The sequence below is a fragment of the Pseudomonas sp. WS 5079 genome (assembly GCF_012985465.1).
In the GTDB taxonomy this organism is placed as follows: domain Bacteria; phylum Pseudomonadota; class Gammaproteobacteria; order Pseudomonadales; family Pseudomonadaceae; genus Aquipseudomonas.
The window spans coordinates 276,350-288,875 of sequence record NZ_JAAQWN010000006.1; the positions used below are offsets into that span (position 1 = coordinate 276,350).

10 protein-coding genes are annotated in these 12,526 nt (G+C 61.8%); 3 read left to right on the top strand and 7 right to left on the bottom strand.

Annotated elements, in window-relative coordinates; translation table 11 throughout:
* Positions 1 to 22: 22 nt before the first annotated feature.
* The gene (gene gbcB / locus HBO05_RS17880; protein WP_169953703.1) at positions 23 to 1,123 is read right to left on the bottom strand and encodes a glycine-betaine demethylase subunit GbcB; all 1,101 of its coding nucleotides are present in this window, start codon (positions 1,121 to 1,123) and stop codon (positions 23 to 25) included.
* A 281-nt stretch (positions 1,124 to 1,404) separates the two neighbouring features.
* Here gbcB and gbcA point away from each other — a divergent pair, with 281 nt between their 5' ends.
* Complete coding sequence (gene gbcA, locus HBO05_RS17885) at positions 1,405 to 2,700, top strand: glycine-betaine demethylase subunit GbcA (protein ID WP_172313592.1); 1,296 nt, start codon at positions 1,405 to 1,407, stop codon at positions 2,698 to 2,700.
* An 854-nt stretch (positions 2,701 to 3,554) separates the two neighbouring features.
* On the opposite strand, the gene HBO05_RS17890 is transcribed toward gbcA, so the two are convergent.
* The 6 genes from HBO05_RS17890 to HBO05_RS17915 form a co-directional block, all read right to left on the bottom strand.
* Positions 3,555 to 4,325: an electron transfer flavoprotein subunit beta gene (locus tag HBO05_RS17890; RefSeq protein WP_169953699.1), complete on the bottom strand. Its 771-nt coding sequence runs from the start codon at positions 4,323 to 4,325 to the stop codon at positions 3,555 to 3,557.
* A 15-nt stretch (positions 4,326 to 4,340) separates the two neighbouring features.
* Positions 4,341 to 5,561 (bottom strand): electron transfer flavoprotein subunit alpha/FixB family protein, encoded by a 1,221-nt coding sequence (locus HBO05_RS17895; RefSeq protein WP_169953697.1) that lies wholly within the window; start codon positions 5,559 to 5,561, stop codon positions 4,341 to 4,343.
* Positions 5,561 to 7,498: a dimethylglycine demethylation protein DgcB gene (dgcB, locus tag HBO05_RS17900; protein WP_169953695.1), complete on the bottom strand. Its 1,938-nt coding sequence runs from the start codon at positions 7,496 to 7,498 to the stop codon at positions 5,561 to 5,563. The genes HBO05_RS17895 and dgcB overlap by 1 nt, the downstream gene beginning before the upstream one ends.
* 185 nt (positions 7,499 to 7,683) lie before the next feature.
* A complete protein-coding gene (gene dgcA, locus HBO05_RS17905) occupies positions 7,684 to 9,744 on the bottom strand; it encodes a dimethylglycine demethylation protein DgcA (RefSeq protein ID WP_172313594.1) in 2,061 nt (686 codons plus the stop codon).
* A gap of 15 nt (positions 9,745 to 9,759) precedes the next feature.
* The gene (locus tag HBO05_RS17910; RefSeq protein ID WP_169953691.1) at positions 9,760 to 10,290 is read right to left on the bottom strand and encodes a DUF5943 domain-containing protein; all 531 of its coding nucleotides are present in this window, start codon (positions 10,288 to 10,290) and stop codon (positions 9,760 to 9,762) included.
* Between the two features lie 69 nt (positions 10,291 to 10,359).
* Complete coding sequence (locus tag HBO05_RS17915) at positions 10,360 to 11,337, bottom strand: dipeptidase (RefSeq protein ID WP_169953689.1); 978 nt, start codon at positions 11,335 to 11,337, stop codon at positions 10,360 to 10,362.
* 220 nt (positions 11,338 to 11,557) lie between these two features.
* Between HBO05_RS17915 and HBO05_RS17920 the strand changes: the two genes are divergently transcribed.
* Complete coding sequence (locus tag HBO05_RS17920) at positions 11,558 to 11,959, top strand: lysozyme inhibitor LprI family protein (RefSeq protein WP_169953687.1); 402 nt, start codon at positions 11,558 to 11,560, stop codon at positions 11,957 to 11,959.
* A 42-nt stretch (positions 11,960 to 12,001) separates the two neighbouring features.
* A complete protein-coding gene (locus HBO05_RS17925; RefSeq protein WP_169953685.1) occupies positions 12,002 to 12,409 on the top strand; it encodes a DUF3010 family protein in 408 nt (135 codons plus the stop codon).
* Positions 12,410 to 12,526 lie beyond the last annotated feature (117 nt).

A 12,526-nucleotide genomic window follows, 5' to 3' on the forward strand; every position in this document is an offset into this window, starting at 1 on the left:
GTGGGAACGATCACACGATCTATCAGAACTCGATCCGCACATCGCCCTTCGGCACGCTGCAGCACGACAGGATGTAGCCCTCGGCTTCGTCTTCCTCGGTAATCCCGCCGTTGTGCTCCATTTCTACTTCCCCGCCCAGTTTCATCACCTTGCACGTGCCGCAAATGCCCATGCCGCAGGCCTTGGGGATCAGCAGGCCGAGCTTGGCCGCTGCCGCATGCACGGTTTCCCCAGGGGCCACACGGATACTTTTGCCCGACGAGATGAACTCCACCTGGTGCAAGTCCGCCAGGTCGATTTCTGGCGCATCGGCCGCCTGTTCGGCTTGCTCCACCGCATCGGCACGCGCCTCTGGCGGGGTCGCACCGAAGGACTCCTCGTGGTAGCGGGTCATGTCAAAGCCATTGGCTTCCAGCAGGCGCTTGACCGCGTTCATATAGGGCGTAGGGCCGCAGCAGAACACTTCGCGCTCAAGGAAGTCCGGCACCATCAGTTCGAGCATTTTCTGGTTGAGGTAGCCCCGATATCCGGCCCACGGTTCGCCCAGGCCGTGCTTCTCGCAGATCAGGTGCAGGCTGAAGTTGTCGATGCGCGAGGCCATATGCTCCAGCTCGCGGTGGTAGATGATGTCTTTGGGTGACCGGGCGCTGTGCACGAACACCATGTCGACATTGGCGTTGGTGTCGTAATACCAGCGCGCCATGGACATCACCGGGGTGATCCCCACGCCGCCGCTCAGGTACAGCACCTTGGGGTTGCTGAAGTCGATGGCGTTGAACAGCCCGACCGGCCCGTGTACTGCCAGTTCCTGGCCTTCGTGCAGGGTGTCGTGCAGCCAGTTGGAAACCTTGCCACCGGGCACGCGCTTGATCGTCACCGAGAAGCTGTAGGGCACCGACGGCGAGCTGGAGATGGTGTACGAGCGCATGATCGGCTGGCCGTCGATTTCCAGCTCCAGGGTGACGAACTGCCCCGGCTTGAAAAAGAACAGGATCGGCTGGTCGGCCATAAAGCAGAAGGTGCGCACATCCCAGGTTTCCTGGATGACTTTGACGCAACGGACGATGTGCCGACCATTGGCCCAGGTCTGGGTGGTGACAGGATTCAGGAAGCTGTTGGACATGCTGTTCTCCACGGCCGTAGTTCGGCTTGATGCTGGCGATTCTGCGTAAGGCCGCAACCTGCCATTTACCTATCTGCGACATTCGCATACTTATCGCGACCAGCCCCCATACCACTGGGGTTTCGCGTCGGGAACAGAGTGGGCCATGTCGTTAATGGACAAGGTTGCGGGCAGCGCCGGGCCCACACTCGCAGCCAACAACGACGCTTTCTTTACGCCTTGCTGCAAACCTGATTAGCCACTTATCGCGGCCACACAGAATGGCCTTGAGGACACACACGATGGACGTCACCGCAACCTTGAGCTTGGGCGATCCGCTGGAACCCGCACGCAAGGCCACCGCGCAAATGCTGCAGGAGCGCGAGCGCACTTTTTCACTGCCACAGCCGTTTTACTCTGACCAGCGCCTGTTCGATATCGACATGCAGGAGATCTTCCAGAAGGAATGGTTGATCGCCGGCATGACCTGCGAGATCCCCAGCAAGGGCAACTACCTGACCCTGCAGATCGGCAAGAACCCGATCATCGTGATCCGTGGCGCCGAGGGCGTGGTGCATGCCTTCCACAACGTCTGCCGCCACCGCGGCTCGCGCTTGTGCACCAGCGACAAGGGCAAGGTCGCCAAGCTCGTATGCCATTACCACCAGTGGACCTACGAACTGGACGGGCGCCTGCTGTTCGCCGGCACCGAGATGGGCCCTGACTTCGACATGAAGCAGTACGGCCTCAAACCGGTGAACGTGAAGACCGCCGGCGGCTACATCTTCATCAGCCTGGCCGAGAACCCGCCGGCCATCGATGACTTTTTGTCGACGCTGAACCACTACATGGAACCCTACGACATGGAGAACACCAAGGTGGCGATCCAGACCACCTTGTTCGAAAAAGCCAACTGGAAACTGGTGCTGGAAAACAACCGCGAGTGCTACCACTGCAACGCCTCGCACCCCGAACTGCTGAAAACCCTGCTGGAATGGGACGACGTCACCGACCCACGGGCCGACCAGGCCTTCAAGGACCACGTCGCCGCCTCCGCCGCCGCCTGGGACGCCGAGAAGATCCCTTACGCCCACGCCAGCTTCGGCCTGCGTAACCGCATCGTGCGCATGCCGTTGCTCAAGGGCACCGTGTCCATGACCCTGGATGGCAAGCAGGGCTGCAAGAAACTGATGGGCCGGATCAAGAACCCCGACCTGGGCTCGATGCGCATCCTGCACCTGCCCCACTCGTGGAACCACTGCATGGGTGATCACATCATCGTGTTTACCGTGTGGCCGATCAGCGCCCAGGAAACCATGGTCACCACCAAATGGATTGTCCACAAGGACGCCGTGGAAGGCGTGGACTATGACGTCGACCGCATGCGCCAGGTGTGGGACGCCACCAACGACCAGGACCGGCGCCTGGCCGAAGAGAACCAGCGCGGGATCAACTCCACCGCTTACCAGCCGGGGCCGTACTCCAAGACCTATGAGTTTGGTGTGGTGAACTTTGTGGACTGGTACAGCGAACGCATGTTGAACAACCTGGGAGCGGCGCCAGCGCCGTACCTTAAAGGTGTCGCCGCTCACGAATAACGGACACACCAGAGATCAAACTGTGGGGCTTGTGTGGGAGCGGGCTTGCCCGCGATTGCGGTGTATCAGTCACAGATTTGTTGGCTGACCCACCGTAATCGCGGGCAAGCCCGCTCCTACATTTGGTTACTCATCTGGTCAGAAATTAATCATCGCGCCTCCAGCCCGCTATTACCCTGCCCTCCAGCCATCCCCCAACAACTTATCCACAAAGCCACCCACAGTAATTGTGGGCAACTGCCTTATCTCCTTGAAATAAAACCAAGAAAATCCGTGACTTATTCAAAGCAGCGGGTTTGATCGAACATTGATCATTTTTTAATCAGAAGCGTACAAGCCACGTTTTATATGGCCTGTAGCGGATCGCAAACACCTTATCCACAGAAGCGCCAACAGACTTTGGGGGCAACTTCGGCCATTCTGTGGAAAACCGCCTGCAACCGAGCAAAATCGAGGCTTTACGCGCGTAAACCGATTGAAATGGCGATATTGATCATATTTCAACCAACTCACTGCAAGCCTTTATTCACATGACCTGTAGCGGGTAGCGAACATCTTATCCACAGAAGCACCAACAGACTTTGGGGGCAACTATGAGCCGAGCTTTTTCCTTATCCACAGAAAAAGCCCAGTAAAAACCGTCGCTTAGGTTGGTTGTTTTTCGTACAGAGGGCTACAGGGCTTGATTTACATGGGGTGTGGACAGCCGCGAACAGGTTATCCACAGCTGGGCTAACAGGGATTGTGGGTAACACCGCAAACCCTGTAGGAGCTGGCTTGCCTGCGATGCAGGCACCGCGGTTTTTCAGTTACACCCAGGTGACGCCATCGCAGGCAAGCCAGCTCCTACAGGGTCAGCGCACCACGCCCTCTTCGACCAACAGCTTGAGAATCGCCTCGGCACCCGCCTCAGGGCTCACCCCCTTGAGCACCTGCCCACCGCCACCACTGGCCTTGGCCGTGGCGGCTTTCATGCGGTCGGCGCCGCTCTTGGCCTTGATCACCTTGAGTCGCTTGGGCCGAGGCTTGGCCGGTTGCAGCACGGCGCCTGTGAATAACTCATCGTCCACCACCTGCACGTCGTGCTCCTGCAGCACGCCACGCTGGGCCGGGCCGTAGGCGCTTTGCCGAGGCTTGGGCGCGGCGTTATCCACCGTGGCCAAAAAGGGCAGGCGCACCTTCAGGCGCCGCCGCTGCCCGCGAGGCAGCGCTTGCAGCACAAGGGCCACGCCGCTGTCGATGGACTCCACCTGGGCCAGGCCGACGATCAGCGGCCAGCCCAGTTGCTCGGCCAACAGGAACGGCAACATGCCCGAGCCTTCGCCGGTTTCGGCCTGGCTGCCGGTGAGCACCACCTGGGCGCCAGCGTCCCGCAGGTAGTCACCGAGTACCGGCAAGGCATCGGCGCCAGCCGGTTGTTCCAGCACGTGCAACTGCGCCAGCCCCATGCCCAGGTAGGCGCGCAGGGTCGGTTCGGCGATGTCGCCGGCATGCAGGACTTGCAGGTTATCCCCAGCCAGTTGCAGCCCCAGCTCGACGGCGCGGGCATCCTGTTCGGCGCGGCGCGGACGGCCGGAGGTCGGGTGGGCGCCTATGGATACCAGGCTGATTACATGGGTGGTCATGGCCATATCCTTTGTTTAAGCCGCATCGCGCTTGGCGCCGTTGCGGTGGGCCTGGACCGCTGCAATCAAGGCCCGGAGAATGTCACCGCTGTCGCCGATTACCGACAGGTCGGCGCGCTTGATCATGTCGCAACCCGGATCGAGGTTGATCGCCACCACCTTGTCGCAGGCCCCGATGCCTTGCAGGTGCTGGATCGCCCCGGAGATCCCGACCGCCACATACACCCGCGCGGTGACCCAGATACCACTGGCGCCGACCTGGCGATCACGGGTCATAAAACCATCGTCCACCGCCACCCGCGACGCACCTTCGGTGGCGCCCAGGGCAGCGGCGGTCTGGTGGAACAGGTGCCAATCCTTGACCCCGTTGCCACCGGAGAAAATAAACTCGGCCTCGGCCATGGGAATCGCACCGGGATCCACCGCCACCGCGCCCAAATCCTCGATACGCGGCAAGCTGCGCGCCAGGGCTGTGGATAACTCCACGGGCAACACTTCGTGACGCGTATCGCTGACCGGATCGGCGCATTCCACAGCAGCCAGGATCAGCCGTGGCAGCGCGCGCGCCAGGTCTTCCCGGCCTGCGCCGGCACGGCCGATGCACTCAGAGCCCTTGATCTGCCACACCCGGGTGGCCGGGCGTTCCTTGAGGCTGGCGGCAAAGCGCCGCCCCAGTTCGCCACCGCCACTGCGGCTGTCGGGCAGCAGCCAATGACGCGGGCTGAACTGGTTATCCACAGCCCGCAGGCCATGGACCCGCTGCTCCGGTGAATAACCGTCGAATTCGTGCCCGTCGAGCACCAGCAGGCGGTCCACGCCGGCCGTGTCGAAGGCACTTTCCTTATGCTCGCCAAACACCACCGCCAGCACCGCGCCGTCGCTGCCGGCCAGTTGCCGCGCCAGGCCCAGCAAGTCGCGGTCGTGGCTGCTCAGGCGGCCGCCGACCATGTCCGGCACCACGTTGATGTAGAACGCCGGGGCTGGCACCTGGTGCAACGGCAACTGCACTTGCGCCGCTGCCGTACGTTTGGTCGCACCGCCCTGCTGGGCGCCGCTGCGGTCGATACGCTTGATGCCGTTGGGCCCGATAAAACCTATGCCATGCACGTTTTTACGGAGGATGCCGTTAGGCCCCATCCAGCTGTGCTGTTCCGGTTGCATCGCCGCATGCAGCGGGTGCAAGCGGTTGCGGGCGATCCATTCGGCCCGTGGGTCGCGGCGGATAATGTCGCTCATCAGTGGACCTCCGCTGGTACACGCGTGTTCTTGGCCGGTACAGCCTCTTCGAGCAAGGCGTCCGCCACCAACTCGGCAATGTCCTTGATCAGTGGGCGGGGTTCGACCACCCCTTCGAGCATCGCCGTGCACTGTGGACAACCCACGGCCACCAGTTCGGCGCCGGTCTCGCGGATGTCTTCCATGCGCATGTCGGGGATGCGCTGCTTACCGGGAATATCGGTGATCGGCGCGCCGCCACCGCCACCGCAACAACGGGAACGGAACCCCGAACGTTGCATCTCCTTGACCTCGATCCCCAGCGCCCGCAGCACTTGGCGCGGTGCCTCGTACTCACCGTTATAGCGGCCCAGGTAGCACGGGTCGTGGTAGGTCACGCTGTTGCCTTTGTGCTGGTCCAGGTTCAGCAGGCCTGCGTCGATCAGCTCGGCCATGTAGGTGCTGTGGTGCTGCACCCGGTAGTTGCCGTCGAAGGCGCCGTATTCGTTTTTCAGCACATGGAAGCTATGGGGATCGCAGGTGACGATGCGCTGGAAGCGGTACTTGGCCAGGGTCTGGATATTGCGCGCGGCCAGCAGCTGGAACGTTGCCTCATCGCCCAGACGCCGGGCCACGTCGCCGCTGTCACGCTCCTCAAGGCCCAGTACGGCGAAGTCGACCTTCGCCGCCTTCAGCACTTTGACGAAGGCGCGCAGGGTGCGCTGGTTACGCATGTCGAAGGCGCCGTCGCCGACCCAGAACAGCACGTCGGTGCTGCCTTTATCGCCGAGCAGCGGCAGGTTCAAGTCCGCCGCCCAGTTCATCCGCCCACCCGGGGCGAACCCGCCGGGGTTGTCGGTGGCGATCAGGTTCTCCAGGACTTCGGCGCCCTTGTTCGGGGTCGCGCCTTTTTCCAGGGTCAGGTGGCGACGCATATCGACGATGGCATCTACGTGCTCGATCATCATCGGGCATTCTTCGACACAGGCACGACAGGTGGTGCACGACCACAATGTCTCGGCATCCACCAGGCCATTGACGATCGGTTGGTGCGGATTGCCGCTGTGTTCGCCGATGGCCTTACCCGGGTAAGGGCTGCCGGCGAACTTGGCATCGGTGCCGCCGGCCAGGCCGACCACCATGTCCTGGATCAGTTTTTTCGGGTTCAGCGGCTGGCCGGCGGCAAACGCCGGGCACGCGGCTTCGCACTTGCCGCACTGCACGCAGGCGTCGAAGCCCAGCAGTTGGTTCCAGGTGAAATCCTTGGGTTTTTCCACGCCCAGGGGCGCGCTCTTGTCGCTCAGGTCCAGCGGCTTCAAGCCGGTAGAGCGGCCCCCGCCAAAGCGTTCGGCGCGGCGGTGCCAGGCCAGGTGCAGGGCGCCGGCAAAGGCGTGTTTCATCGGGCCGCCCCAGGTCATGCCGAAGAACAGTTCCGACACACCCCACAGCACGCCCACACCAAGCAGTACGGCCAGCAGCCAGCCACCGAAGTCGGCAGGCAGGAGCCCGGCCACCGGCAACGTCACTAGGAAGAAGCTCACCGAGAACGCCATCAGGCTTTTCGGCAGGCGCATCCACGGGCCTTTCGACAGCCGCGACGGCGGGTTGCGCCGGCGCAGATAGACGAAGGTGGCGCCGACAAACATCAGCACCGACGCCAGCAGCAAGGCGTAGCCGAGGATGCGGTTATGCAGGCCGAAGCCGTGCACCAGGATCGCCAGCAATGCCGACAGCACAAAGCCCAGGGCCGTGGCGACGTGGGTGTTGGCGATGTATTTGTCGCGGGCGACCACGTGGTGCAGGTCGACCATATAGCGCTTGGGCATGGCCAGCAGACCGCCCAGCAGGTCGACCTTGGCAGCACGGCCCCGGCGCCACATGTTCATCCGGCGCACAGCACCGAGGACGGCCAGGCCTATCGCTGCGAACAAAAGAACAGGAAGCAAGGTGTTCAACATGGTGAAGCTCCCACAGACCACGCAAGTCTCGCGTGGGACCCGGCTCAATGTGGGAGCTGGCTTGCCTGCGATGGCATCACCCAGGTCTCACTCGAGACCGAGTTGCCTGCATCGCGGGCAAGCCCGGCTCCTACATAAAGCAGCTCCCACATTTTTGACCGAGTCCACATTGGTTCGGTGTTGGGTCAGAAATCCTTGCACAAGCGCAGGGCGTCGTAGATCGCAGCGTGGGTATTGCGCTGGGCCACACAGTCACCGATGCGGAACAGCAGGTACCCTTCCCCCGGCTCGCTCAGGCACGGTTGCGGCTTGATCGCGAACAGCGCCTCGACGTCCATCTGCCCCTTGTTGCGCGCCCCTTGCTTGAGGGCGTAGTAGATTTCTTCGTCCGGACGCACGCCGTTCTCCACCACCACCTGGTCCACCACCCGTTCTTCCTTGGCGCCGGTGTATTCGTTCTCCAGCACGGCTACCAGCTTGTCGCCCTCGCGGTAGACCTTCTCCAGCATCATGTCGCCGGTCATGATCACTTCCTTGGGATACATGCTGCGGTAGTAGGTCGGGAATGACGTACCGCCGATGGCCACGCCAGGCTTGATGTCGTCGGTGACGATCTCGACCTGGCAGCCCTTGTCGGCCAAAAAGTCGGCCACCGACATACCGGTGAATTCGCAGATGGTGTCGTACACCAGCACGTTCTTGCCCGGCGCCACCTTGCCGTCGAGCACGTCCCAACTGCTGACCACCAGGCCTTCTGCCGCGCCCCAGTGTTCGTTCTGCTCGATGAACGGATGCCCGCCCACCGCCAGCACCACCACATCGGGGCGCAGGTCGAGGATGGTCGCGGCATCCGCCGCCACGCCCAGGCGCAGGTCGACGTTCAGCCGTGCCAGTTCCAGCTGGAACCAGCGGGTGATACCGGCGATCTGGTCGCGCTGCGGCGCCTTGGACGCCGTGGTGATCTGCCCGCCGATAAAGTCTTTTTTCTCGAACAGAGTCACGTCGTGGCCGCGCTCGGCAGCGACCCGCGCCGCTTCCATCCCGGCCGGGCCGGCACCGACCACCACCACTTTGCGCTTGGGCCCGGTGGATTTTTCGATGATGTGCGGCACGCCCATGTATTCACGGGAGGTTGCCGCGTTCTGGATACACAGCACGTCCAGGCCCTGATACTGGCGGTCGATGCAATAGTTGGCGCCGACGCACTGCTTGATCTGGTCGATCTGGCCGATCTTGATCTTGGCGATCAGGTGCGGGTCGGCCATGTGCGCGCGGGTCATGCCGACCATGTCCACATAGCCGCCTTCGAGAATGCGCGTGGCCTGGTTCGGGTCCTTGATGTTCTGCGCGTGCAGCACCGGGGACTTGACCACTTCCTTGATCCCGGCCGCCAGGTGCAGGAACGGCTCCGGTGGATAACTCATGTTGGGGATCACGTTGGCCAGGGTGTTGTGGGTGTCGCAACCCGAGCCGACCACGCCGATGAAGTCGAGCATGCCGGTGTCGTCGTAGTACTTGGCGATCTGTTTCATGTCCTCGTGGGACAGGCCGTCCGGGTGGAATTCATCCCCGCACAAACGGATACCCACGCAAAAGTCCGGACCGACCTCCGCACGCACAGCCTTGAGCACTTCCAGGCCGAAACGCATGCGGTTTTCAAAGCTGCCGCCCCATTCATCGGTGCGTTTGTTGACCCGTGGGCTCCAGAACTGGTCGATCATGTGCTGGTGCACCGCCGACAGTTCCACGCCATCCAGGCCACCGGCCTTGGCCCGGCCTGCGGCGCTGGCGTAGTTGCCGATCACCCGCCAGATTTCTTCCGGCTCGATGGTCTTGCAGGTCGCACGGTGCACCGGCTCACGCACGCCCGAGGGTGACATCAGGGTCGGCCAGTTGAAGCCGTCCCAACGCGAGCGGCGCCCCATGTGGGTAATCTGGATCATGATCTTGGCGCCATGCTTGTGCATCGCGTCAGCCAGGTTCTGGAAGTGCGGGATGATGCGGTCGGTGGACAGGTTCACCGAACTCCACCACTCCTGCGGGCTGTCGATCGCCACCACCGAGGAGCCGCCACAGATCGCCAGGCCAATGCCGCCCTTGGCTTTCTCTTCGTAATACCTGATGTAGCGCTCGGTGGTCATCCCGCCGTCGGTGGCATACACCTCGGCGTGGGCGGTACTGAGCACGCGGTTACGGATGGTCAGTTTGCCGATCTGGATCGGCGCAAACATTGCTTCGAAAGCCATGGCACGGTCCTCGGCTTACAACGGCTTGACGGTGAACAGACCGTCGTCGTGGCCCTCTTCGGAGCCTCCGTAGACTTGCTCGGCGACGGTGCGGATGTTGCTGCCGCGCGCTTGCAGAATCTGGTCCATGGCACCGGCAAACCAGCCGGTGAACATGTAGTCGACCTTGCGCCCGACCTTGCCGTACACATAGACGAAGGCCGAGTGTTCGAGGGTGACGCTGGCGGTGCCTTTATCGAGGTCGATGTCCTGGATCTTGAACAGGCCCCAGCCGCGCTGCGACAGGCGCTTCATGTAGTGTTCGAACACCGCGACGCCTTCCAGGCCGTGGCATTCTGCTTCTTTTTCACACCAGTGCCAGGCGGACTTGTAGCCGGCCTTGTAGAGGATTTCGGCGTAGGCGTCAGCGCCCAGGACCTCTTCGATACCCATGTGGTTGTTGACGAAAAAATGGCGCGGCACGTACAGCATCGGCAGGGCGTCGGAAGTCCAGACACCGGTTTCGCTGTCGACTTCGATAGGCAATTGCGGGGCGATCTTGGCCATGGAAACTCAACTCCAGAAAATTCGGTTTGGTGCCCGCCGCACGGATGGCAGCGGGAAAGAATGCAGGGCTTATTCGCCCCAGACGTCCTTGAGAACGTTGACCCAGTTCTCGCCCATGATCTTGCGCACTACGCGCTCGCTGTGGCCGCGCTTGAGCAGGGTTTCGGTCAGGTTGGGGAACTCGCCCACGGTGCGGATGCCCAGCGGGTTGATGATCTTGCCGAAGCTGGTCAGGCGGCGGGCGTAGCCCTTGTCATGGGTCAGCATTTCGAAGAAATCCTGGCCATGGCCCTGGGTGAAGTCGGTGCCGATGCCGATGGCGTCTTCGCCGACGATGTTCATGGTGTACTCGATGGCTTCGGCGTAGTCGTCGATGGTCGAGTCGATGCCCTTGGCCAGGAACGGTGCAAACATGGTCACGCCGACAAACCCGCCGTGGTCGGCAATGAACTTGAGTTCTGCATCGGACTTGTTGCGCGGATGCTCTTTCAGGCCGGACGGCAGGCAATGGGAGTAGCACACCGGTTTCTTCGATTCGAGGATGACTTCTTCGGATGTCTTGGAGCCGACGTGGGACAGGTCGCACATGATCCCGACACGGTTCATCTCAGCAACGATCTCACGCCCGAAGCCCGACAGGCCGCCGTCACGCTCGTAACAGCCGGTGCCCACCAGGTTCTGGGTGTTGTAGCACATCTGCACCACACCGACGCCGAGCTGCTTGAAGATCTCGACGTAGCCGAGCTGGTCCTCAAAGGCATGGGCATTCTGGAAGCCGAAGATGATGCCGGTCTTGCCCTGCTCCTTGGCGCGGCGGATGTCGGCGGTGGTCTTCACCGGGATCACCAGGTCGCTGTTCTCGCGGATCAGGGTCTGGCTGGCCACGATGTTATTGATGGTGGCCTGGAAGCCTTCCCACACCGACACCGTGCAGTTGGCGGCGGTCAGGCCACCCTTGCGCATGTCCTCGAACAGGTCGCGGTTCCACTTGGCAATGATCAGCCCGTCGATAACGATGCTATCGGCGTGCAGTTCGGCTGGGCTCATCAGGCGTCCCCTTATTGGCGATTCATGCGCCGAATCGTCTGCCGGCGCTTTGGGGCCAGCATATGCCCAGGGGCTGACAGAGCCGGGTGCAAAAACGACAGGGGAATTGCCGAAAGCGTCAATCCACGACAAAGGGTGCACGCAGGTGTCTGTCCTGCATCTGTTCTTTGGCCTACGCTTGAGCCAGAATTCGACCCATCCACTGATATGAGAAGGCGCAATGAAACCGATTTTCCTGGCTTTGGCACTCCTCGCCACCGGCGTCCACGCAGCCGAAGACACCGACAGCACCCCGTGTGATGGCATCGAAAACGACAAACAGACCCTGGAATGCGCCTCCTACAACAAAACCACCGCCGAACAGCTGCTCAAGGATAACTACCAGGGCCTGCTGGAACGCATGGGCTCCACCTACGCCAGCAACAAGGCGCAGTTGGCGGACATCACCGCTCGTCTGAAGGATGCCCAGCAGAAGTGGGAAAAACTGCGGGATGCCGACTGCGCGGTGGACACCTTCCCGGCAGTCACCGGCACCAAGGCCTACGCCATTGCGCAAAATGACTGCCTGGCGCGGATGAGTGATGAGCGGTCGGAGTTTTTGGAGTCGATCGGGCAGGAATAAGCGACAATCGCGCCCATCCTTTCCTCTGAACCAAGGCCACCCATGACTCTCTGCGGCATCGAAATCAAAGGCAGCGAAGCCATCATCGCCGTTGCCACCCTGGATCTGGCCCACGTCGCCCTGGCCACCAAGAAAATCGCCCTCGAGGACGATGACGAGGCGGCCAACGTCAAAGCTTTCGCCAGCCAGGTGGCCGCGTTTGTACGCGACAACGGCATCACCCGTATCGCGATCAAGAAACGCAGCAAAAAAGGCGAATTCGCCGGCGGCCCGACCACGTTCAAGATTGAAGGAGTGCTGCAGTTGCTGGACGGCGTTGAAGTGACACTGCTGTCGCCGCAGACCATCAATGCGCAGAACAAGAAGCACGACTTTGCGTTGCCGGCGACGCTGAACAAGTATCAGCATGAGGCGTTTAAAACCGCGTGCTCGGCCTTGGTAAAAAAGTAAGCCCCACCACAAATCCGATGTAGGAGCTGGCTTGCCTCCGATAGCGGTGGGTCAGCAACTTATCTGCCAACTGATACACGGCTATCGCAGGCAAGCCAGCTCCTACATGGGGTCGGC

Bases quoted from the DNA above. Each gene is read 5' to 3' on its own strand.
- gbcB (WP_169953703.1), bottom strand. From the start codon at position 1,123: ATGTCCAACAGCTTCCTGAATCCTGTCACCACCCAGACCTGGGCCAAT.
- gbcA (WP_172313592.1), top strand. From the start codon at position 1,405: ATGGACGTCACCGCAACCTTGAGCTTGGGCGATCCGCTGGAACCCGCA.
- HBO05_RS17890 (WP_169953699.1), bottom strand. From the start codon at position 4,325: ATGACCACCCATGTAATCAGCCTGGTATCCATAGGCGCCCACCCGACC.
- HBO05_RS17895 (WP_169953697.1), bottom strand. From the start codon at position 5,561: ATGAGCGACATTATCCGCCGCGACCCACGGGCCGAATGGATCGCCCGC.
- dgcB (WP_169953695.1), bottom strand. From the start codon at position 7,498: ATGTTGAACACCTTGCTTCCTGTTCTTTTGTTCGCAGCGATAGGCCTG.
- dgcA (WP_172313594.1), bottom strand. From the start codon at position 9,744: ATGGCTTTCGAAGCAATGTTTGCGCCGATCCAGATCGGCAAACTGACC.
- HBO05_RS17910 (WP_169953691.1), bottom strand. From the start codon at position 10,290: ATGGCCAAGATCGCCCCGCAATTGCCTATCGAAGTCGACAGCGAAACC.
- HBO05_RS17915 (WP_169953689.1), bottom strand. From the start codon at position 11,337: ATGAGCCCAGCCGAACTGCACGCCGATAGCATCGTTATCGACGGGCTG.
- HBO05_RS17920 (WP_169953687.1), top strand. From the start codon at position 11,558: ATGAAACCGATTTTCCTGGCTTTGGCACTCCTCGCCACCGGCGTCCAC.
- HBO05_RS17925 (WP_169953685.1), top strand. From the start codon at position 12,002: ATGACTCTCTGCGGCATCGAAATCAAAGGCAGCGAAGCCATCATCGCC.